Here is a 21,748-nt window from a genome sequence, read left to right as displayed (position 1 = left end):
GCCTATTTTTGCAATTTTTCTTCGATATAAGCATAATCAAGTAAACTAAGTAAACTTGGGGTAAAGTACTTTATCTGGTATTGATCCAAATCACTATTGACAATTAGCTGACCGTTCTCTTTTCTAAGCAGCTGATCTGAACCATTTTCTAAAAACAACAGATTCCCACCATATTGTTTTATTAATTTCCCTATAATTTTAATCAAAGCTTCTAGTCCTTGATAAAAGGTGTCACCAAATAACTGCACCCTAATGGAAATATTAACATCTAAGTCATAATGGCTTCTAACAAAACTTATGTCAGAAATATCCTCAAGCTCAAGAGCCAATGAAAAGTATTCAGTTCCGATAACTATTTCTTCTTCATCACTGTAAACCGATACCTTTTCGTTCAAAATTTTAATTATAATTTTTTCAATAACTTCTGCCAATGCACTACAACTCAATTTAGATTCTAAAAACAATTCAAAATCCATGCATATCTATCCTCCAAATATCCGTGTGATTTTTCCGTCAACCACAAATAATATTTCTTGCAAGTTTTTTAAATCTCCGTTTGGATTAGCTTTCCTTAGAACCCCTTCAGTGATCTCAGTTATTTTTGCTGAAGTAAAACCATCTAAATTTAGTACAATTCTCTGACATAAAAAACAGGTCAACTATGGTGGAATCACCAATAATGACCTGTTCTATACGACACAGTGATTTACACTCAATATTAAAGACGAGGATGATGAAGTTTAGTTCATGAAAGAATTACCCAGCTGTTCAGTCTTTAATGATCAAAGAAATTGATTTCATACAATAAATGTGCTTCCTCAGTCTGGTTGTTTATAGTAACTTCACTGTTGTTTCTTGTAACCAAGGTACTGCGTTTCTGTTTCCAATACCCTTGCTTTACCGATAGCTCGTAATCCCCTGGCAATGCATTTGTGAATTGCTTGAAAAATCGTAGCATCTTCTTCAATCTTAAACTATCTTCATGTGCAAAAATATGACCACAGGATAAATTTATTGTTGCACCAGTATTACTAATATTAATCTGTATATCTCCCCAGTTGAGCATAAATTCAGAGGTGTAATCGGGATCTTCTACCACACTGACGTTATATTCTTTCTCATGTTCCTCAACTAGTTTTATGCTTTCAAGCTTGATCTCTTCTGTAGTAAGGCCCGCATCAATTCGCACTCCGAATTTTTTGTATGTTCCCTGAATATAAGTAAGTGATAGAACCTCAATATCACCATTGAAAAAGTGGCTGTCCACAAGCAAGGAATCATCTTTTCTCTCAAGTATTTTATATTCAGAATCTTTTAAAAGGAGAGCCTCTCCGATATTACTTTTTAGCATTTCACCTAAAAACTCAATGAATTTTCTGTCTCCGTTCTCGTATACATTACATTTTAAGCCATAGTTCACTTCAATATCAAAATCTCTAGATATACTCTTTACATTAAATTGTGTTGTGGTAAAGCTGAAAAAATTACATTTAACATATAATGTATCTCCTTCACCTTCTTCACTCTCTTCTTGCTGTGTGAAGCTAATGCCACTTTCATTTCCCATAACATTTTCCACAAGCTGTAGAAGTGAATTTTCAACTTGCCTTAAAGGCCAGCCCTTCCGGTGTCTGTAAGACCGGACCCAGCTCCGGGAGCTTCGACCTGATTCCTTTCAGGGCATCCTTCGCCGCCTGGGCTGACGACGTCTTCCACCCCGCTGAACACTTTCCCGGCTTTGCCGGTTTTTGTGACCTGAATTCCCGGGACAAGGAGGCCCGCTACCGAACCCAGCATCGCTGCCTTCTCTTCAGGGGTTCTTTCATCAAACTGATTCGTAAGTCCGTATGTATCATCCAGCCACCACAACAGCTTGTAGATACCGCTGATTTGGAACAGCTGTGATAAATGATTACAACGAAAACAGGTCAATCATGGGGATACCTGACCATACTCGACCTGTTCATTACAACGCAATAGTTAGTTAGTTATTTTCATAGATCATATTTCATCTTTAAAGATTTGATATAGGACATACACTTAAACAGATGAATATACTTTAAGCTTATCAACAATGAGCATTCATGGAGGCATCTATCTAGGTAGTAGAATAATTTAAGATAAGTCAATCAACCTTGGGTCTTGATAACACCAATGAGGATCATAGGGTAAGGATTTTATTTTTTTCATGTCCCCCCAGTTATAAACCCAATCAAAATCAGTAATCCAGAAGTAATCATCAGGGTTCAATTTGAGGTATTCATAAATAAAATTAAATATTAATTGTTGAACACCATAAATATCTTCAATGTGACCAACTTGACATAATGATAAATTAGATTCAAGTGCCAAATCTTCGTGATAGTAAAAATCTATATTGAGATTGTCAATAGCATGAACAGAAAAAACAAAAGATTGCTCACTTTTCTCTGCAAAGGCAATGTTCAGTGTAGTATACAAAAGTTTCCCATCATTCGAATAATTCTTATTATTATCAAAATATAGAGTAGCATCAGCATGAAATACTGAGACTATTGTATCCGCTAATAGTTTCTCTGGTGAATATCTTCCTTTTTGTGTAAGAATAACTGCTGAAGTACCCATTTTATTTTAACGCCTCTCTAAGTTCATCCAGAGAATTAACAATAGTAACCCCCTTAGATTTAATTTCCTCTAATTTTTTTCAATCATTTGGATGTAAGTTTGTCAATGGTTTGTCAATATACAAAATAAGTTTCTTCTGCTCGGGATTGAAGCTTCGGCAGCCTTACCCGGGTCACCTAATGAATATCACTCCAACCGCATCCGGCCCTGGGTAAGGTCAATTGCTCATTAACCTCCAGGAAGCTTAACAATTAAAAAGAGAATAATTACGTCCATTCAACAGGTCATCATATTGATTTTTAAGCAAATCTAGATACTTTTCGTTAAAATTGTAATTTTTATCTTTATAGAAAAAAATCTCCTCACCAGATGTATGATAAAATATCCCGTCGGTTTTAAAAGTCTCCAAAATCAGAAAAACCATTTCATACATTGTTCTAAAAACAAGTTCGTGATGTTCACTAAACTTGTCTATTTCAAATGACACTGTCTCTTGATAAATAAAGTCGTTTTCTAAAAACATGGTTTCAAAGGAATACGCAGGGTGCCCTGGCGGATAACTATTTTCATATATGCTTATCCTTAGACCATTGCTTAATAAAAACTCATCAATAATAAAAGAATTATGATGCTTACGTAAATAATTAGCCTTAAGATTTTTCTCTTTTAATAAATTTCTTAGCCATATTTCATCCGTTTTTATTCCATTCACTTTCAGGGAATACTCCATGTACTAACTCCTCTTTTTTATGGAAATATGGATTTAACATCACCATTCTTTGTAATCGCAAGAACCTCTTCTAAACCTGTAATTTCCCATTGTTTAAATTGTTCTAGTAACCCAGTAACATCTCCAGACCAATTTTTCAGATTAATCACCACATTTTTGGTTTGTTGCTTAATAACGACTTTTTCTTGAACCTCACTCCAAATTCCCCTTACACTTTTATTTTCAGTAGGAGCATAGCAATCAAAAATTTTCCCTTCGATCCTAAAATCCGGGTCCCTGTTAAGATCTATTCCATCACTTTCTCGTACTATAGGATTTTGTTCAATATCGTAACCCTTTTTTGCTAGTTGATCAGCAGCACCGTTTTCTAGTTCCAGAGACAGTTGAGTAGCATTATCAGCATTATTTGGGATTTTTGTTCTTGTACCATTAGAGACAGCGTCTGGGTTAGGTTCTCTACTGGGCTTGATTAATTTTATCGACCCAAAATCACCCGGCCCCTCAATCTTACCCGCACCGCCACCCACTTCATCCATCGCATCCATATACTGCTGCTGCACCGGCGTCCTCGGCAGTGAAGGTCCATCGGGTATCTCACCTGCCTTGAAGGCCAGCCCCTCTGGTGTCTGTAAGACCGGACCCAGATCCGGGAGCTTCTGCTTGATCTCTTTCAGGGCATCCTTCGCCGCCTGGCTGACAACGTCTTCCACCCCGCTGAACACTTTCCCGGCTTTGCCGATTTTGGTGACCTGCATTCCCGGTACAAGGAGGGAAGCTACCGAACCCAGCATCGCTGCCTTCTCTTCCGGCGTTCCTTCGTCAAATTGATGATAAGCCATCTTGGCCGCTTCCACCAGCACTTCCGGATGCTCCATGATATATACCGCTTGATCCTTCATTTCTGTGGTTGTTTTGACCGGGTCGACCACAAGCTTGAAGGCAAACGTAGCCGTATCTGCCAAGCCCATCACTACCTCTTTCACCAAGCCTTCGGTAAAGGCCAGCACCACCGCATCTGCCTGATGAACTCTTTTCTCCCATTTCGTTAACCCGTATGTATCATCCAGCCACCCCAGGTAGCTGGTATACATCGGTGTGAAATCATTAGGCACATAGACTTTGTCCATATAAAAAGCCAGCGTCGTCTCATTTTCCTTGTTGCCTGCCGTTATCGGAGTGCCATCCGGCAGTTCCAGAGGCGGACCGTTCAGCCGTCTTGCAGCTTCGATCTGCTCCTGGACCTGCCTCACAGCCTCAGCGATCCTGATCTCCTCCCGCTTCACTTCCAGCTGGCTTCGCGCGTAGTTCCCAGCAGCACTCTTCTCCATCGCCAGCCGCAGCAGCAGGAGATATTCTTCATTATGTATCAGCGGTACACTCTCCGCCGTGATCGATGGATCATAATCGCAGGCTTTGACAGCTGGCTGCTTGAAATAGCCGCTTAGATCCTTCCCTGCTTCATATTGGACCTTGGCTACACCCAGCGAAGCCAGCTTCCGGCGTGCTTCCTCAGCCTGCGCATGGACGGCCTCCATCTGCGTCTTGTTCCCGAACGCTTCATAGACCTTGAAGGCCATCTGCGCCTTCGCGATCCCATCCCGCGCCGCGAAGATATCCTTCAGCTTGCTTAGGGCCGCAATACCCTCTACGGTCAAAAGCCCGGACGTTTGGATGATATTCCGCAGCTTCTGCACTGCCGGATCGTTATTCAGCTCATCCTTTCCCAGCAGGACGGTAACAGACGTGATCAGATACGCTACACTCTTCTGCACAATGGCAGGAATGGAAATCCGCCCGGCAGGACCTTGTGTCCCAAAGCTTCCGAATACACCCGCGAGAAGACTAAACTGCTGCGTGAGCTTGTCGGCCTGCCGTTTATTCTCCTCCTGGAGTCCTGCAACCCCCTTCAGGGCGGTCCGGATAATATCCTCCAATTTCTCTGCTTCTACGGTTAATTCATTGATCATGACCTGGGCCTTCACGAGGTGGTCTCCCATGGGAATTCCGCCCCAGCCACTGGACTGGCCCTTCAGCTGCAAATACAGCCGGTTAGTGTCCTGGCTTACCTGGCCTATTTTGGTCTGCAGCCGCTGGACTTCATCTTCGTTAAATATAAGCTTCGTTGACGCCATGTCCACCCTCCCGCTTTGTCCGCACAGCAATATTTCCTATGTATTTTATAATTAAATATATAAGATATTCTTTTTTATTATCGGATTATTTTTCCATAAATTTTATAGTTATCCATCCCTCCGGCATTTCCTTTAACCTTGATCCGTTGTCATTCCAATCTTCTTCTGCTTTTTGGCCAAATAAAAAGCCTCCTGAAAAGTGTAAAGTACTTCTTACACAATTCAAGAGGTTGGGAAGCCGTGATTAACGGCTGCATATTCAGCTGTCTATATTAGATTCCAGTGCTACATCCCATCATTTACCCGTCTTAGCAAGGCTCAGCCGCCGGCTTGCCTGCATCTTCCTTCGTACGGAAAGAAGATCCGCAGCCGCACGTAGCAGTGGCGTTCGGATTGTTAATGGTGAAGCCGCCGGTCATGCCGGATTCTTCGAAGTCGATCTCCAGGCCGTCGAGGTAACGGATATCGTCTTTGCTTACGACTACCTTCAAGCCCTCAATGTCCATATACACGTCTTGCTCGCTTTCGTTATCATCGAAGCCCATGGCGTAAGAGAATCCGCTGCAGCCCCCGGGTGTTACGCCCAGACGGAGAAACATATCAGGTACTTCCTGCTCAGCAAGCATGGTCTTCAATTGGCCTGCTGCTAATTCACTAATGTTAATCATAACTTTAACCTCCCAAAAGTTTTGTGAGCATATTTTTGCAATAGCTTTTATCAACCAGCCCTAAGGCCTCAGGTAATGTTCAAATAATTTGCACTTCTATAATTTAAATTAAGTATACTCCACTATTCTCTTAGCCTCAAGTCGCAAACGTACCGCAGTTATGCATTTCATGCCGGGTTCCCTTAAGTTTTCTGGCGGTTGCTCACCCTCCGGGAGAGGTTTATAATAGGAAAAGCGATATACGTAAAAATTCGGAAATTTGTCACGAGGTTACATCTAACCTCTATTTCATGCCGGTCTGCTGCCGGCTCATTTCATTAGCTCACGATTCTGCGATGCAGTTGCCTCGCCAACCTTCAGGAGGAAATTATATGTCTACCCTTATAACACCCCACATGGATGCCCGGATGGCGAACATCATTGAGAAGGTCCGCGGCGGAGAAAGATTAAATTTGGAAGATGGCGTTTATTTATATGAGAGCAATGATTTATTAACGATCGGGCAATTAGCCAATGAGGTTAACCAGCGAAAAAACGGGAATAAAGTATATTTTATCGAAAACATGAGTCTATATTTCACCAATGTCTGCGAATCCCGCTGCGCATTCTGCAATTTCCGCAAGGATGAGGGAGAAGACGGCGCTTATACCCTTTCCGGCGAGGAAATGGTGCAATATGTGCAGCAGCATATCCATCCCGGCGTACGCGAGTTCCACATTGTCGGAGGCCATAATGATAACGTGCCCTTCCAGTACTATGTTGATTCGCTAAAAGCTTTGAACGAGCACTTCCCTGACGTCACTCTCAAGGCCTACACCGCAGCAGAGATCGACTTCTTCACCCGCATCAGCGGCCTTAGCATCCGTGAAGTGCTGGAGCAGCTGCGCGCCGCCGGACTGAAGACCCTTACCGGAGGAGGGGCAGAGATTCTGTCCGACCAGTACCGCAAAAAAATGCGTGTGGACAAAGCCAATGTCGAGGAATATCTGGAGGTTCACCGCACTGCTCATAATATCGGTATGAGAACACATACGACTATGCTGTACGGCTCCATTGAGTCCCGCGAGGACCGCATCCGCCACATGCTGCAAATCCGCGAGCTGCAGGACGAAACGGGCGGATTCATGGTGTTCATTCCGCTCTCCATGCAGCCTAAGAACAAGAATGCAGGCATTATGCGCCGGAACTCTGCTTACGAGGATCTTAAGACGATTGCAGTAAGCCGTCTGATGCTGGATAACTTTGACCATATCAAAGCCTACTTCATTAATATTGGGGCACAGCTGACCCAGGTCGCCCTCAGCTTCGGAGCTTCAGATGTACATGGCACGATTCTCAAAGAACGGATCAGCCATGCTGCAGGCGCATTGACCCCGGAAGGTCTGACACGTGAAGAGCTGATCTGGCTCGTCAAAGGGGCCGGACGGATTCCGGTTGAACGGGATACTTTCTACAACGAGATTAAAGTATACGAGTAACAACTAACCGCACCAGCCTATAATCCTGCGGAACTGCCTTGCCCATCTCGCACCATACCTGAAAGGAAGATCGGTTCGCATGAGAACTCTACTTGTCCTGGGCGGCGGCTACGGCGGTCTTGCCCTCATTCAGCAGCTACTTAACAACCATCTCCCCCATGATGTGGAAATCGTCCTGGTTGACCGGATGCCGTATCAGGGAATCAAGACGGAATATTATGCACTGGCCGCAGGAACTGTAACGGATTATCATCTGCGTATTCAATTCCCGGTTCATCCCCGCTTAACGATCCGCTATGGTCAGGTGGGCTCCATCGATCTGGAGAGCCGGGTGATATTCCTCGATACCGGGGAGCCGATATCTTATGATATTCTGGCGATAGCGCTCGGCTGCACCGATAATTTCCATAACATTCCCGGAGCCGAGCACTATGCCTGCAGTATTCAGAGCTTTGCCGGGACCCGCGAAACCTACCGCCGGCTGAACGATGTGAAGCCTTACGGAACGGTCAACATTGTAGGCGGAGGACTGAGCGGAGTTGAGATTGCCTCAGAACTGCGGGAGAGCCGGCCTGATCTGAACATCTCCATTCTGGACCGCGGGGAACGCGTATTGTCTTCTTTCCCGGCCAAGCTGTCACAGTATGTGGAGGAATGGTTCAATGAGCATCATGTGGAGACCATAGGACGGGTATCCGTCTCCCATGTAGAAAAGGATGCCATCTTCAATGGCACCCAGGCAATTCCTGCTGATGTTACGGTCTGGACTGCCGGCATTCAGCCGGTGCAGGTGGTCCAGCAGCTTGAACTCCCCAAAGACCGTGGAGGACGGATCATTGTGGGCAATTATTACAATGTGGCCGACTATCCGGAGGTATACGTGATTGGGGATTGCGCCAGCCTGCCCTTCGCACCAAGCGCACAAGCCGCAGGTGCCCAGGGAGAACAGGTGGGGCAGATTATTCAGGCCCTATGGCGGGGTGAGACGCCGAAGCTGCATAAGATTAAGCTTAAGGGGACTCTCGGTTCACTGGGTAAAAATGCCGGCTTCGGCCTGATGGGCCGCCGCTCCGTCATGGGCCGTGTTCCGCGCCTGCTCAAAAGCGGCGTGCTCTGGATGTCTAAGCGCCATTTCGGATAGGACAACCACGGCTGCGGGTTTAGTCGATCTCAAGGCTATCCCATGCCTCAGCCTCTTTAATGGCTGCCTCAATCGCCTCTTCAAGTCCGTCGGCGGATTCGGCTTCAATAATCTCCCCGTCGACCATGGCGAAGGGCTGCAGATAACATTGTCCGCAGTTGTTCAGACAACCGTACTCCACCACATCGTATTCGGGGTTTTGCTCCAGCTTATTTTTGAGCTTTTCTGTACCATGTCCGATATTACTGGCACAAAATTCTATAATTGGTCTCATGATGATCTCCCTATTCTGCGCTAACCATTTTATTTTTTAACTTTTTGTACTATAATAAACATACGAAAGGAGTGATTGAGAAATGAGTGAGAATGTACAAAGTGCAACCATGTACGATGAAGTATTGGAAGTGCTCGATAAACTTCGTCCGTTCCTGCAGCGCGATGGCGGTGACGTCGAACTGATCGATGTAGAAGACGGCATCGTTAAGTTGAAGCTTATGGGTGCCTGCGGCAGTTGCCCAAGCTCCACGATCACGCTGAAAGCCGGGATCGAACGCGCTCTTGTTGAAGAAGTAGAAGGCGTGGAAGAAGTTATTCAAGTATTCTAATCCCGTATCATAGATCATCCCGGCCTCCGTTGAGAAGGCCGGGATTTTTTTTATTATAGTGGATTTCACAGGCAGGATCAACCCGCCGCGTTCCCGGTAAACTTAACCATCCTTCCAAAAGACCAGAAATGCCCTGTCAACCGTTCCGGCTGACAGGGCATTTCTGGTCTTCACTTAAGTTGTTCAGCTTAAGCTTTAAGCTTAGAATGCAGGGATAATTGCACCTTCATATTTCTCTTCGATGAAGGCTTTGGCTTCAGCAGAGTTCAGGGCCGCAGCCAGCTTCTGGATCGCATCGGAATCTTTGTTGTCCGGACGGGCTACCAGCAGGTTGGCGTAAGGGGAATCTGCTCCTTCGATGAACAAAGCATCCTTGGTTGGAACCAGGCCGGCTTCCAGCGCATAGTTGGTGTTAATCAGCGCCAGATCTACCTCGTCCAGCTGACGCGGCAGCATAGCTGCATCCAGCTCAATGATTTCAAGCTTCTTCGTATTCTCAGTGATATCAGCTTTGGTGGAAGTGATGTTGGTGTCATCCTTCAGTTTGATCAGACCGTTCTTAGCCAGCAGGATCAATGCGCGTCCGCCGTTGGTGGCATCATTCGGGATGGCAACCTTGGCACCGTCAGCCAGTTCGCTGATCGCTTTGATTTTTTTGGAATACGCGCCGAAAGGCTCAACGTGAACCGCGGTTACAGATACAAGATCCGTGCCGTTCTTGGCATTCTGGTCATCCAGGTAAGGCTTGTGCTGGAAGAAGTTCGCATCCAGTTGTTTCTCGGCAAGCTGTGTATTCGGAAGGATATAGTCCGTGAATTCTTTGATCTCAAGCTTAATGCCTTGTGCTTCAAGCAGCGGGGCAATAGCTTTCAGAATTTCCGCATGTGGTACAGGAGAAGCTCCAATGACCAGGGTTACCGGTTCTGCAGCAGGTTCAGTGGTCGGTTCTGCAGCAGCAGCTTCCGTTGGCGCCGTTGTAGCCGCAGAGTTTGCCGCGTTATTCGCAGCGTTATTGTTGCCGCAAGCTGCAAGCACCAATATCATGGTCAAGCTGAAGAATGTGAGCAGTACTTTTTTCATCTGTAAATCCCCCTCTAATCAATAATTTGTATGAATAAGGCTCTATATGGACATACCTTATTTCCGTGTAAAATGTCTTACCAGCCGGTCACCGGCCATTTGCAGCAGCTGCACCAGAATAACCATCAGGGCCACCGAGATAATCATGACTTCCTTCTCATAACGGTAATAGCCGTAGCGGATCGCCAGGTCACCCAGACCGCCGCCGCCTATCATCCCGGACATTGCGGTATACGAGACGAGGGTAACAATCGTAATCGTAACACCGGCCAGCAGACCCGGACGAGCCTCCGGCAGCAACACGCGCATTACAATCTGTCCCGTGGATGCTCCCATACCCTGCGCCGCTTCGATGATCCCCCGGTCAACCTCCCGCAGTGCGGTCTCTACCAGTCTGGCGAAGAATGGAGCCGCGCCGATCACCAGCGCCGGAATCGTTCCAAGTACGCCTATCGAGGTACCCATAATCGACTTGCTGAACGGAATCAGGGCAACCATCAGAATAATAAAGGGAACCGAACGCAGAATATTTACGACGAATGATAATACCGAGTAAACAACCCTGATAATAGTGTTATTAGACTTGCCCCATAAATATAACACAATTCCGAGCGGTAAACCAAGGATAATTGTGAATATTCCTGAAAAAGCTAACATTTTTAATGTTGCGACCGTGGCATCAAGCATTTCTTCCCAGTTAATCGCGCTAAAATCCAGTCCGCCCATTAAGAAATCACCTCCACATCAAGGCCTTCAGCCGCAAGCTCGGAAAGTGTTGCTTCCACGGCTTCGGATGGCCCTTCAAACCGGACAATCAGCTGACCATAAGGAACATCCTTGATAGTAGAAATGGTTCCCTGCAGAATGGCGAAATTAACTCCGGTTCCCTGCGCCACATGGGAAAGGGTCGATTCGTACGTTTTTTGCCCGAGAAAAGTAATTTTGACCGCCTTAGTATATCCGGCATGTACAGCATCAATCGCTTGCCGCAGCGGTCCGTCCGCCTGAGTTTCACTGCGGATGAATTCTTTCGTAACCTCATGCCTCGGTTTCAGAAAAACCTGGGCAACATCGCCCTGCTCCACAATCCCGCCTCCATGAATGACAGCCACCCGGTCGCAAATGCTCTGAATGACATGCATCTCATGCGTAATCAGCACAATGGTCAAGTGAAATTTCCGGTTAATATCCAGCAGCAGGCGCAGAATCGAATCCGTTGTCTGCGGGTCCAGTGCTGAAGTCGCTTCATCGCATAGCAGAACATCCGGATCGCTCGCCAGAGCACGGGCGATCCCGACCCGCTGCTTCTGGCCTCCGGACAGCTGAGCCGGATATTTGTTCCGGTGCTCCTCAAGTCCGACTAGAGCCAGCAGATCCTGAACCTTCCGCTCAATCTCCGTCTTGGAGGTTCCGGCCAGCCGCAGCGGAAAGGCAATATTGTCATAGACGGTTGCGGAGGAGAGTAGATTGAAATGCTGAAAGATCATCCCGATCTTGCGCCGCTGCTCCTGCAGCTGTCCCTGGCTGAGTGCAGTCAATTCCACCCCATCCACCCATACTTCACCCTCGCTCGGACGTTCCAGCAGATTAATGCAGCGGATCAGCGTGCTTTTGCCTGCACCGGAGTGGCCGATCACACCGAATATCTCCCCCTTCTTAATCGACAGGCTTAGTCCGGAAAGCGCCGTTGCGGCCTTGCTTCCCTTACCGTATACTTTCGTTAAATCTTTCAGCTCTATCAATCGCCCCGTCCTCCTTCTTCCATGCAATTTATAACAAAAAAGACCTCTTACGATCCGTGCAGATCGGAAGAGGCCGTGTGTGTGAAGTAAACAATGCCGTCTCATCTGCCAAGACCGCAAACCTAGCGGCATTGTAGGAATTAGCACCATGACATTTGTAGCCAGCAGCTAAGCTGTGTACAAATCGGTTGCCGGGCTTCATCGGGCCTATCCCTCCGCCGCTCTCGATAAGATTATAGTATGAAGTTATATATGCCGTTTCATGTTAGAAGTAAATACTTGCATAAGTATATTAAGTTTCCGGTTCTTTGTCAAAGGTAAGTTTTTACGGCTGTCCGTGCTCTGAACGCTGGCTGGATGCAGCTTTATTCTTGTGCCACTGCTCATTGCTGTACCTGAAGGCAGCCGATAAAGATTTGCACACCATCTCCAGGCTCTGCCTCAAATCCTCCAGATGACTGTCAAGATCCTCCAGTTGGATTTTGTCATGCAGCCCTTGATGGCGTTGCCAGAGATCATCCGTCATCTCAGCGTTCATGTAGTGAATCTCGGCATTGCGCCGTTTGCGCAGATTCTCCACCGGTTCGCGGTAAGAGTTCCTGATCTTCTCCAGCTCATTGGCCAGCGGGTTGTGCGCATGAAGCAGCTGAAATTGGCGAAGCACTGTGAAGTAAGAGAAATGCGCTTTGACTTTACCTGTATTCAGATCATACAGACTGTTCAGAACCGTACCCAGCTTGTCCAGCAGGGAGAACACCCGGATGAAGCCGTCCTTATAAAAATACACATACCTGGCGTACTCTCCCTGTTCCGTGGGCGACATATCATCCATATAACCGGCAACCACCGACTTCCGGTAAAAGGCGGCGGCGAACCAGCTCTGCTCCAGCTCGTCCAGCGATGAGATCAGACCGCGTGTCCATATCTCCAGCTTGCGGTATTCATGGTCACGGTCTTGATGTGTGTTCATCTCCTTGCGCAGCATGGAGGCGACCTTCGCCATGTTGTCCATGGCTTCGGCCAGTACCCCGCTGTTCTCGCGGGGCGGCTCTCCCAGTAATGTCCGCAGCATATTTGTCCTCCTCAGAATACTTAAGATCTATACAAGAGGGAAATAACGGTTCCAGTTCCGGTTCACCAGTTCAACCGTGTCCTCATGCGGAACCAGCTCCTCCGGGTACCCCGGCTTCATCCGGGCATCTATTACAATCGGCAGGGAATAGCTGATTGCGTTACGCAGTGCATGGGTCTCCGCATAAATATCATCCGCCGGATTAAACCGGGTGAACACTGTCCACAGGAAGGAGGTTTGTGTGCGCACCGCTTCTGCAGCATCGTCCACCAGAACAATCAGCGGCCAGGCTGTGCCCTTCTCCTTGAAGGAAGCGGCCAGCCTGACGGGAAGCTCAGGGTCTTCTATATAGGATGCTCCGGAAACGGCTAAACATCCGCCGCAATAGGGCACGGCGCCGGTGATTGCTGGAAGGTGACCCTCCGTATAGGTTCTGGGCAGCTCACGGACCGGGTTGCCGGTGCCCATCATCACAGCCTTACTGCCATGATTCAGCTTACGGCCGGTATAGTCAAGGGTATCCATGGAGGTGTTAGCGAAGATCACCAGATCCGATGCCGGATTAAAGCGTTCAAGCACGGTTTCCAGCAGTTTAGGGAAATCCGTAAGCTCAACCGGTTCATTCGTCAGGAGCAGGAATTTCGTTAAGGAGAGCTGGCCTTCCCCCAGAATACGGAAAGCCGAAGCCAGTCCCTCACGCGGATAGCTCTCCCTGACAACAGCCGAAGCCAAGGCGTTCGAGCCGGATTCGGAGTACGCCCACAGAGCTTTCACTGAAGGCATCATTAGCGGATAGGCCGGAGCCAGCAGCCGCTGCAGATAATCCTTCAGATAATAATCCTCCTGGCGGGGTTTGCCGGTAATCGTGGCCGGAAATATCGCGTCCTTGCGGTGCCACATCCGCTGCACATGCATCACGGGAAAATCATGCTGCAGCGAATAATAGCCGGATTGACTGCCATATGGACCTTCCGGTCTCCGCTCAAACGGAGACACCCGCCCGCGGATGGAGAATTCAGCTTCTGAAGGAATGCGGTGACCGCCCAGGGGGTCCTGCACCATAGGGAGCTTCCCGCCCAGCATAAGGGATGCCAGCATCAATTCCGGAAGCCGCTCTGAAACCGGGGCAACAGCAGCCGCAATCAGGGCAGGAGGCCCGCCGATAAAGACAGAGACCGGAAGGGTCTCCCCCAGCAGCTCAGCCTGACGGTGATGGAAGCCGCCCCCTTTATGGATTTGCCAATGAATGCCGGTCGTGCTGTCATCATGAATCTGGACCCGGTACATCCCGAGATTATGGTCTTTGGGGTTGGTTATGCTCTCTGTATAGACCAGAGGAAGGGTGATGAACGGCCCTCCGTCCTTAGGCCAGCTGGTAATTCGGGGTAATTCCTGTAGCGGATTACTGCTGCGGCAGATGCCTAGGACCGGCGCTTCACCTTGCGGTATATTCTTGGTTCCTGCTCGGATCAGGTCAAGCAGCAGGCCCTTTTCTCTCCATAGTCCGGCAGCTGATGGCGGAATCATCGTTTCCATAGCTGCCGTCATGGATTTCACTAACTGTTCCGGGCGGGTCCCGAAGGCCTTGTTCACCCGGCGGACAGTACCGAACAGATTGGTTGCAACCGGGAACGGCGTTCCTTGTACATTAGTAAACAGCAGCGCCGGGCCTTCCTCACCGGCCACCCGGCGGTGAATCTCGGCCAGCTCCAGATGCGGATCAACCGGAGCATCAATCACAGCAAGATCCTTGTCTCTGCGGAGCTGTTCGATCCATTGTCGCAAATTACCGTATCCCACTAAGCGTTCCTCCTCGAACCGGGCCCGAACCTTGTCCCCATGCCCTTAACGGTAATCTTATCGCTTCTTGTCCGTTCCGCTTAATTGCCAGACACGGACACTCATATAACATAGAACCCCAAACAAACCGGCAATCAGCAAAATATGCGACAACGCGGTAAATATGTACAGTCGTTCATTATACAGCGTATGAACCACAGCAGCTCCACTGAATACCTGCATCAGGCAGAGCAGCACTGCGGCAACACCCAGAGCCCTCAGCTCCGGCAGCTCTTTGTATCTCCAGAAAGCCAGATGTCCCAGAATAGCAGTCAGCAGGAACAGCAGCGCCGCTGCAACCCGGTGTATGAACACAATGCCCACCCCGCCAGACAGCTCGGGAATCCATTCCCCGTTGCACAGCGGCCAGCCTGAACAGCCCCCCTGCGAATCGGTATGGCTTACATAAGCTCCAATATACACGACCATATAAGAATATAACGCAGTAAACCAGGTTAAGTTACGGAAGCCCCTGCTAACTTTCGGTTCTGCAGTGCTATTCTCTTCCCCAGAAAGGTAGATCCGTCTGGCTCCAAGCGCAAGCATCAGTGAGCTGGCGAACGCAATCAGCGAGAATCCCATATGTAGAGCCATTACTGCAGCAGACTGCGACTTGATTACCGCAAGCGCTCCCATTCCGCCTTGCACCACTACGAATATAAGGGTTAACAAGGCATAGGTAAGCAGATCCCTGCGCTTACGGGCATAACGCCAGAACGCAAACATGGAAGCCAGTGACATTAGACCCGCAAGTCCGCTGAACAGGCGATGGGTATATTCAATCAGGGAGCCTACGGTATAAGCCGGTATCAGCTTTCCGTGACACAGCGGCCATTCATTCCCGCATTCCAGTCCCGAACCCGTCTTGGTAACCACCGCTCCGCCGAGCAGCGCCAGAAACATAACAAGGCAGGTTATATAGCTAAGCCATTTTAATTGAAGGGTCGTCAATGTTATCACCCGCATTTTTATAGGAATGAATTAGTATAATGATTGCGCCCGCAGACCATTCTAGAAAAAAAACACCGCTTCTGCTCGGGTAGGGCGAAAGCGGTGCTGCTTCATTACTTGTGGATACTAAGGTAAACATCCAGCGCCGTATTCAGGAAATTCTCAATTTCCTCACGGGACTTACGAAGCTTATTCACGAATCGGACCAGTTCCCGTCCATCGGTATAAGCGACAAAGCTCGGAATGCCCAGAATATTCTGTTCCTGGCTGACGTCGCCTACTGCATCGACATCCACTTCAACGAGTGTAAGGCGGTCACTATATTTCTGTTCCACATCCGGCATGAACGGATCAATGAATTTGCAATCCGAGCACCAATCCGCCTTGAATACCGCCACCGTTAAGCGCGGAGATTGTATTGACACCTGAAACTCAGCAGGAGAACTAATTTTGTTCATCTATTATCCATCCTTTCTCATCTAACCGTTACCCATGATTCTCTTCTCTTTAAGTGAAGCAAAATGTACGGAATAAGTCAAATAAAAAAGACAAAATAAGACAATGATCACAGCTTTATTCGTTTGCACGCACGTGCGCAGGCTGCAGCTTCATTAAAGGATTCAGCAGTTTGCGCAGCGGACGCGGGTAACCAGCGATTTCCTGGCTGCTCAGTACACCCAGAACAATCAACAGCACCAGGTAAATGATAACCACGGCAGCTCCAACGACCAGACATGTAATCAGGAATGCCAGTCTTGCCGGCATCAGATGAGTCAGCATAATCCCCGCTTCATTGAGGCCATAACCGATTCCGGCCGATGCGAGTACAGCGATTGAGAATCCGCCCCAGCGTTTGCCGAGAATTTCGAAGGGAATGATCTTTTTGAGCATCCGCAGATTAAGCAGCGTAATGACAATGAAGCACAGGGCCGTAGAGCCGATGATGCCATAAATGCCGAACAGCTGGCTGAACAGGAAGTTGGAAGCGAACTTCACGATAATCCCGGCTAGCACGTAATACATTGAAATCCGCGATTTGCCCATTCCGAGCAGAATAGAGTTCGTAGTCATCATAGTGATTTGAAAAATAGTGCCCAGCGTCAGCATCGCTACAATCCCGCTGCCGTCCAGACTGCTGAAGATCAGTCCATTGACAGAATATGCCGCCACAACGAGAGAGAGTACAATCGGTGTGCCGGTAAGAATGGAAATACGCATGGCCAGGGTAACCTGGCGTTTCAGATGCTGTTCATCTTTGCGGGCGTACGCCGCTGAAATAATCGGAATGAGCGACGTACTAAGCGCGATGGAGAGCACCGGCGGAATACCCGCTATACTCTGTGCACGGCTGCCGAAGATCCCCAGAGCCCGGGTAGCTTCCTCCATTCCGATCCGTCCGCTGAGCAGCGGTACAATAAAGGAAGTATCGATAAAGTTCACAACAGGTACTGTGATCGAAGATAATACAATTGGAATGGACAGCTTAAAAATATCTTTATAAATTCCAAGTAACGGAAGGCGTGCCTCATTCGATTCATAAAGAGCAATCTGCTCCTCGCTGCGGCGCATCTTCATTGCGTAATACAGCATGACACCGAAAGCGCCGACGCTCCCGAGCACACTGCCGAAAGAAGCGCCTGCAGCCATCCATGTGTTGCTGTACCCTTGGCGCAGCAGAATAAAAGCCAGCAGAATTGCCGTAGATACCCGGGCAATCTGCTCAATAATCTGCGAGATACCTCCGGCCATCATATTATTGCGCCCCTGGAAGTAACCGCGCATCATCGCGATTGCGGGGAACAGCAGCAGCGCCGGGGCAATCGCCCGGATTGCCAGCGTACTCTCAGGAACTTTGGTGTACTCCGCATAATACGGAGCGGCTATGTACAGTATTGTACTCATTACAACACCTACAACAGCTGCAAAAATAAGGGCGGCACGGTATACCTGCTGCGCTTCATGCGGACGGTTCAGAGCATAACGCTCTGATACCATTTTGCTCAGCGTGCTGGGTATTCCGGCGGTCGCCAGCGGAAGGAGCAGGAGATACACATTGTTAGCCTGTGTAAAGGATGCATTCCCGATATCATTGAATAGATGTTCCAGCGGAACCCGCTGGGCAAGTCCAAGGATGCGGGCCACAAGTGCGGCCGCAGCCAGAATAAGCGTGCCTTTAACAAAAGATTCTTTCTTGGTGGACAAGCTGTTTCGCCTTCTTCACAATAAATTTAATACCGTCCGATCCAGATAAAGAAGAGGACGACCATAACAATCTGCAAAATGATCTTGACTACGGTACTGCTGAACAGCCCCAGCAAGGAGCCGAAGCTGACCTTAACCGCCTTGCCGGGCTTCGAACCGGCAATCAGTTCGCCGACAAAGGCCCCGAGGAACGGGCCGATCAGCAGACCAAAGGCCGGAATAAGAAAGGGGCCTATAATCAGGCCGATCGTGCTGCCGATGACGGATGCCCGTGAGCCGCCGAACTTTTTGACTCCCCAGGCCCCGACCACATAATCGGCAACGAACAGGACCACTACAATCAGTGTCTGGATAATCCAGAACCAGGCGCCGAAGGAGTGGAAGGAAAAGAACCAGCCGTATACGAAGAAGGCCAGATAAATCGCCAGCGCGCCCGGCAGGATTGGATATACCGCTCCTGCCAGCCCTACTGCAAACAAAGCAATGATCAGAATCCAACCCAGGATCGTCAATTCCTTCAACTCCTCAAGTTTTGTTTTGGATAGGATAAGTAAGCTAAGCCTGCTTAGAAATTCTGCCGGCCGAGGTTCCGGCCTCCGCAAGAATATACTTCTGGATCACTTCCGCGATCCCGTCATTATTGTTCGTAGCCACAACAGCATCGGCTTCCTGCTTAACGGTCTCCTGGGCATTGCCCATCGCTACTCCGAATCCGGCCTGCTGGATGGCCGCCAGATCATTCAGACTGTCGCCGACGGCCACAACCTGGGACATGTTAATGCCAAGCAGCTTGCAGACTTCCAGAATGCCGGATGCCTTGTTGACGCCAAGCGGATTAATCTCCAGATTGAACGGCGAGGAATTGGTGATCTCCAGCCCGCCCAGCTCCTGCAGACGCATCAGAAGTTTATGGCGGATATCATTATCCTCGGTAGAATAACCGAACTTCAGCCATTCCCTGCTGTCAATTTCGCCGTCCCAGGTGTCGCGGTTGTATACTTCATCCACGGAATATGCCCAGAACCAGATATCGAACTCTTCGGCAATCTTATGCATCTGTTTGACCAGTTCCACATCCATCAGGGACCGGCGGTACAGTTCTCCCGGTGCGCGCCAGACTTCACTTCCGTTTACCATAATCATCGGGGTCTCGAGGCCAAGCTGCACGGCATAAGGCATCGCACTCCGGGACGAACGTCCGGTAGACAGGCAGACATGTACGCCGGCATTCATCGCTTTTTTGATCCATTCCACCGTTTTGGGGGTGATTTTCTGTTCATCATTCAGTAGGGTTCCATCCATATCCAATGCAAGCAGGCGGTATTTGGCAATCATTTGCCACCCCTCCATTCTTGTATGTCTCCCGGTCGGGAGCAGCTGAGTATTTGTCAATCAGGCTACGGCGGTTCGTCAGTTTGTGTTTACGGCATCTCCGTTGGCCGGATCTGCAGTTTTTACATTTTTCTTCGGGTTGCCATCCAGCCCGTACTCCCAGTCATACGCATCGAATATTTTACGCGCGACCGGCGCGGCACTGTTGGAACCAAACCCGCCTTCAGGGATGACCACAGCAACTGCTAACTTAGGATTATTACGCGGGGCAAAAGCAATAAATACCCCATTATCACGCAATTCACCTTTCCCCAGCTGCTGGGAGGTACCTGTCTTACGGGCAAAATCATAAGGGAAATCCGTAAATGCAGTAACCTTACTGTTCATGCCCTGTTTGATTTCTCTCCAGAAGGACGGGTCAAAGGTCGTTACTTCATCCAGCACCTCGCGCTCAAACTTTTTGACCACATTGCCTTCAGAGTCGGTGATCTTGCTGACCAGCTGCGGCTTGATGCGCACACCTTCATTGGCAAGCGTGGAAGCATACTGTGCCAGCTGCAGTACCGTATAACGGCCCTGCTGCCCGAAGGAGGCATAGACCAGTGCGGCTTGCGCACTGCCCGCTGCCTTGATATCGGTATAGTTAATCTGTCCCAGATACTCATTGGGAAGCCCGCTCTGTGTGGAGACACCGAGGCCGAACTCCTTCATATACTTATCCCAAACTTCAATCCCCTTGCCCTTATATTGCTCATAAAGCTTCTTGCCGACCATATCCACCATGAATACGTTGGAGGAATCCTCAATCGCTTTGGCCGGGTCCATCGAACCGTAGACATGTCCGGAGGAATTGCGCACGGAGGATTTGTCATCCTTACCGAAATAAGCGATCCCTTTATCATTGTACCGGTAAGAGGTGCTGAAGAATCCTTCGTTCAAGCCCACAAGCACACTCAGCGGCTTAATGGTTGAACCCAGTAATACGGTAGAACCGAATCCATGGCCGGACATCCCCGAAGAATACGGAGTAATCGTCCCATTCTGATAGTTACCCATAATTTTATTCCAAGTATCGGAATCCAGCTTCTCCGCCGTCCAGACATTGGTATCATAATCCGGCATACTGGCCATGGCAACAATATTGCCTGTATCCACTTCCATGGCTACGGCATAACCCGTGAGTGCATCGGGGTGGGTTTTGCCCTGGACGGCATGACTGTGCAGCCAGCTGATCTGCTCCGTAATGGCCTCTTCCGTCTTGAGCTGGACGTTCTTATTAATCGTCATCCAGACATCATTACCCTTGACCGGCGGTACAACCTCTTCAACCTTCTCGGCCATATTCTGCGGATTCACTGAAATGACCTGATAACCATTCTTGCCGCGCAGCTCCCGCTGATATTGCAGCTCCAGACCGTCAAAGCCGACAAACTCATCATCCTTATAGTTCAGGCCGGGATCGGCATCGATCTTCTTCATTGCGTTCTGGATGTTCTTATAAATATTAAGTGTACTGGACGATTTGAAGGGCTTGATATACCCGACTGTCTGCACAGCAACCGTGTCCTTGTCATAATGCCGCACGCCTTCTTCAACAATCTCAAGACCGGGGAACTCGCTTTTATGCTCCATGAAATAAGCAACTTCCTGGGTGGTAAGACCGGATTTGATCTTGCGTGCCATATAACCCGAATATTTTTTGAAATATAAATCCAATGAAGTAATTACATTATTCACCGTCAGCTTCTCGCCGTCCGGATCACCATGTTTATCGAATTCCTCGACCAGCCGGGTTGCCAGCGCATAGGCGTTAGCTCTCGATTCCGGCTTCAGTGCACTGATTCCGGTTTCCTTATCCACGGCTTTGGCCGTATATTCCTTCGTCAGGGTGATATACAGCGATTGAACGGAGGTCGAATAGGCAATCTCTTCTCCTCCGGCTGCGCGAATCGCACCACGGATGGACGCGAGCGGTACACTTTTGGTATCCCGGCTGGTCTCCACCTCGGTCAGCTTAGGTCCTTCCACAAACTGCACAACAGCCAGACGGATAATAATTACGCAAAAGATTACAAACGTGCTGAAGAAAAACACGTTGAGCCGCAGGCCAAGCGAACTCTTGCTGTCCTTCTCGTCCGGGGGAGAGGCCTGCTTTCGGAAAACACTCACAGT

22 protein-coding genes and 1 riboswitch are annotated in these 21,748 nt (G+C 48.6%); of the genes, 3 read left to right on the top strand and 19 right to left on the bottom strand.

Translation table 11 applies throughout. The annotated features are described in order from the left end of the window. Positions 1-2: 2 nt before the first annotated feature. The 7 genes from NYE33_RS09910 to NYE33_RS09880 form a co-directional block, all read right to left on the bottom strand. A complete protein-coding gene (locus NYE33_RS09910; protein ID WP_042139816.1) occupies positions 3-476 on the bottom strand; it encodes a hypothetical protein in 474 nt (157 codons plus the stop codon). Between the two features lie 299 nt (positions 477-775). Continuing rightward, positions 776-1,579: a hypothetical protein gene (locus tag NYE33_RS09905; protein ID WP_341065615.1), complete on the bottom strand. Its 804-nt coding sequence runs from the start codon at positions 1,577-1,579 to the stop codon at positions 776-778. Between the two features lie 29 nt (positions 1,580-1,608). Beyond that, positions 1,609-1,932, bottom strand: coding sequence for a hypothetical protein (locus tag NYE33_RS09900; RefSeq protein ID WP_341065614.1), 324 nt, complete (start codon positions 1,930-1,932; stop codon positions 1,609-1,611). 183 nt (positions 1,933-2,115) lie between these two features. After that, complete coding sequence (locus tag NYE33_RS09895; protein ID WP_341065613.1) at positions 2,116-2,604, bottom strand: hypothetical protein; 489 nt, start codon at positions 2,602-2,604, stop codon at positions 2,116-2,118. Between the two features lie 244 nt (positions 2,605-2,848). After that, a complete protein-coding gene (locus tag NYE33_RS09890) occupies positions 2,849-3,334 on the bottom strand; it encodes a hypothetical protein (protein WP_336100904.1) in 486 nt (161 codons plus the stop codon). Positions 3,335-3,351: 17 nt separating this feature from the next. Then, positions 3,352-5,466 (bottom strand): CdiA C-terminal domain-containing protein, encoded by a 2,115-nt coding sequence (locus NYE33_RS09885; RefSeq protein ID WP_341065611.1) that lies wholly within the window; start codon positions 5,464-5,466, stop codon positions 3,352-3,354. Positions 5,467-5,774: 308 nt separating this feature from the next. Then, positions 5,775-6,134, bottom strand: coding sequence for a HesB/IscA family protein (locus NYE33_RS09880; RefSeq protein WP_039307246.1), 360 nt, complete (start codon positions 6,132-6,134; stop codon positions 5,775-5,777). A 371-nt stretch (positions 6,135-6,505) separates the two neighbouring features. Here NYE33_RS09880 and mqnE point away from each other — a divergent pair, with 371 nt between their 5' ends. Next, entirely contained in the window at positions 6,506-7,612 is a 1,107-nt protein-coding gene (gene mqnE, locus NYE33_RS09875) for an aminofutalosine synthase MqnE (protein ID WP_039307245.1), read from the top strand. 79 nt (positions 7,613-7,691) lie between these two features. Continuing rightward, complete coding sequence (locus NYE33_RS09870) at positions 7,692-8,753, top strand: NAD(P)/FAD-dependent oxidoreductase (RefSeq protein ID WP_340942485.1); 1,062 nt, start codon at positions 7,692-7,694, stop codon at positions 8,751-8,753. 19 nt (positions 8,754-8,772) lie between these two features. Here the strand turns inward: NYE33_RS09870 and NYE33_RS09865 are convergent, their stop codons facing one another. After that, positions 8,773-9,027, bottom strand: a complete 255-nt coding sequence (locus NYE33_RS09865; protein WP_039307242.1) for a YuzB family protein — start codon at positions 9,025-9,027, stop codon at positions 8,773-8,775. A gap of 82 nt (positions 9,028-9,109) precedes the next feature. Between NYE33_RS09865 and NYE33_RS09860 the strand changes: the two genes are divergently transcribed. Further along, entirely contained in the window at positions 9,110-9,358 is a 249-nt protein-coding gene (locus tag NYE33_RS09860) for a NifU family protein (RefSeq protein ID WP_039307240.1), read from the top strand. Positions 9,359-9,559: 201 nt separating this feature from the next. On the opposite strand, the gene NYE33_RS09855 is transcribed toward NYE33_RS09860, so the two are convergent. The 11 genes from NYE33_RS09855 to NYE33_RS09805 form a co-directional block, all read right to left on the bottom strand. After that, on the bottom strand, positions 9,560-10,438 hold the full coding sequence (locus tag NYE33_RS09855; protein ID WP_042139821.1) for a MetQ/NlpA family ABC transporter substrate-binding protein: 879 nt from the start codon (positions 10,436-10,438) through the stop codon (positions 9,560-9,562). Between the two features lie 57 nt (positions 10,439-10,495). Then, the gene (locus tag NYE33_RS09850) at positions 10,496-11,164 is read right to left on the bottom strand and encodes a methionine ABC transporter permease (RefSeq protein ID WP_039307238.1); all 669 of its coding nucleotides are present in this window, start codon (positions 11,162-11,164) and stop codon (positions 10,496-10,498) included. After that, entirely contained in the window at positions 11,164-12,180 is a 1,017-nt protein-coding gene (locus NYE33_RS09845; RefSeq protein WP_042139824.1) for a methionine ABC transporter ATP-binding protein, read from the bottom strand. Before NYE33_RS09845 ends, NYE33_RS09850 begins: the two co-directional genes overlap by 1 nt. 98 nt (positions 12,181-12,278) lie before the next feature. Next, positions 12,279-12,414: riboswitch (SAM riboswitch) on the bottom strand. Positions 12,415-12,505: 91 nt separating this feature from the next. Beyond that, positions 12,506-13,252 (bottom strand): Cthe_2314 family HEPN domain-containing protein, encoded by a 747-nt coding sequence (locus NYE33_RS09840; protein ID WP_042139825.1) that lies wholly within the window; start codon positions 13,250-13,252, stop codon positions 12,506-12,508. Between the two features lie 27 nt (positions 13,253-13,279). Next, positions 13,280-15,052 (bottom strand): UbiD family decarboxylase, encoded by a 1,773-nt coding sequence (locus tag NYE33_RS09835; protein WP_076248171.1) that lies wholly within the window; start codon positions 15,050-15,052, stop codon positions 13,280-13,282. A gap of 57 nt (positions 15,053-15,109) precedes the next feature. Next, positions 15,110-16,042, bottom strand: coding sequence for a COX15/CtaA family protein (locus tag NYE33_RS09830; protein WP_341068631.1), 933 nt, complete (start codon positions 16,040-16,042; stop codon positions 15,110-15,112). 113 nt (positions 16,043-16,155) lie between these two features. Next, on the bottom strand, positions 16,156-16,500 hold the full coding sequence (locus NYE33_RS09825; protein WP_042139828.1) for a thioredoxin family protein: 345 nt from the start codon (positions 16,498-16,500) through the stop codon (positions 16,156-16,158). A 115-nt stretch (positions 16,501-16,615) separates the two neighbouring features. Then, positions 16,616-18,244: a putative polysaccharide biosynthesis protein gene (locus NYE33_RS09820; protein ID WP_042139829.1), complete on the bottom strand. Its 1,629-nt coding sequence runs from the start codon at positions 18,242-18,244 to the stop codon at positions 16,616-16,618. Positions 18,245-18,270: 26 nt separating this feature from the next. Next, complete coding sequence (locus NYE33_RS09815; protein WP_042139830.1) at positions 18,271-18,756, bottom strand: DUF456 domain-containing protein; 486 nt, start codon at positions 18,754-18,756, stop codon at positions 18,271-18,273. A gap of 43 nt (positions 18,757-18,799) precedes the next feature. Then, a complete protein-coding gene (locus NYE33_RS09810) occupies positions 18,800-19,579 on the bottom strand; it encodes a Cof-type HAD-IIB family hydrolase (protein WP_076248166.1) in 780 nt (259 codons plus the stop codon). 75 nt (positions 19,580-19,654) lie between these two features. After that, positions 19,655-21,745, bottom strand: a complete 2,091-nt coding sequence (locus tag NYE33_RS09805; RefSeq protein WP_042139832.1) for a peptidoglycan D,D-transpeptidase FtsI family protein — start codon at positions 21,743-21,745, stop codon at positions 19,655-19,657. Positions 21,746-21,748: the final 3 nt, after the last annotated feature.

Origin of the sequence: Paenibacillus sp. FSL R10-2199 (assembly GCF_038000235.1) — a bacterium.
In the GTDB taxonomy this organism is placed as follows: Bacteria; Bacillota; Bacilli; order Paenibacillales; family Paenibacillaceae; genus Paenibacillus_AQ; species Paenibacillus_AQ phytohabitans.
Note: the sequence above shows the minus strand (reverse complement) of the source record. Positions and strands in the feature narration are given on the sequence as shown.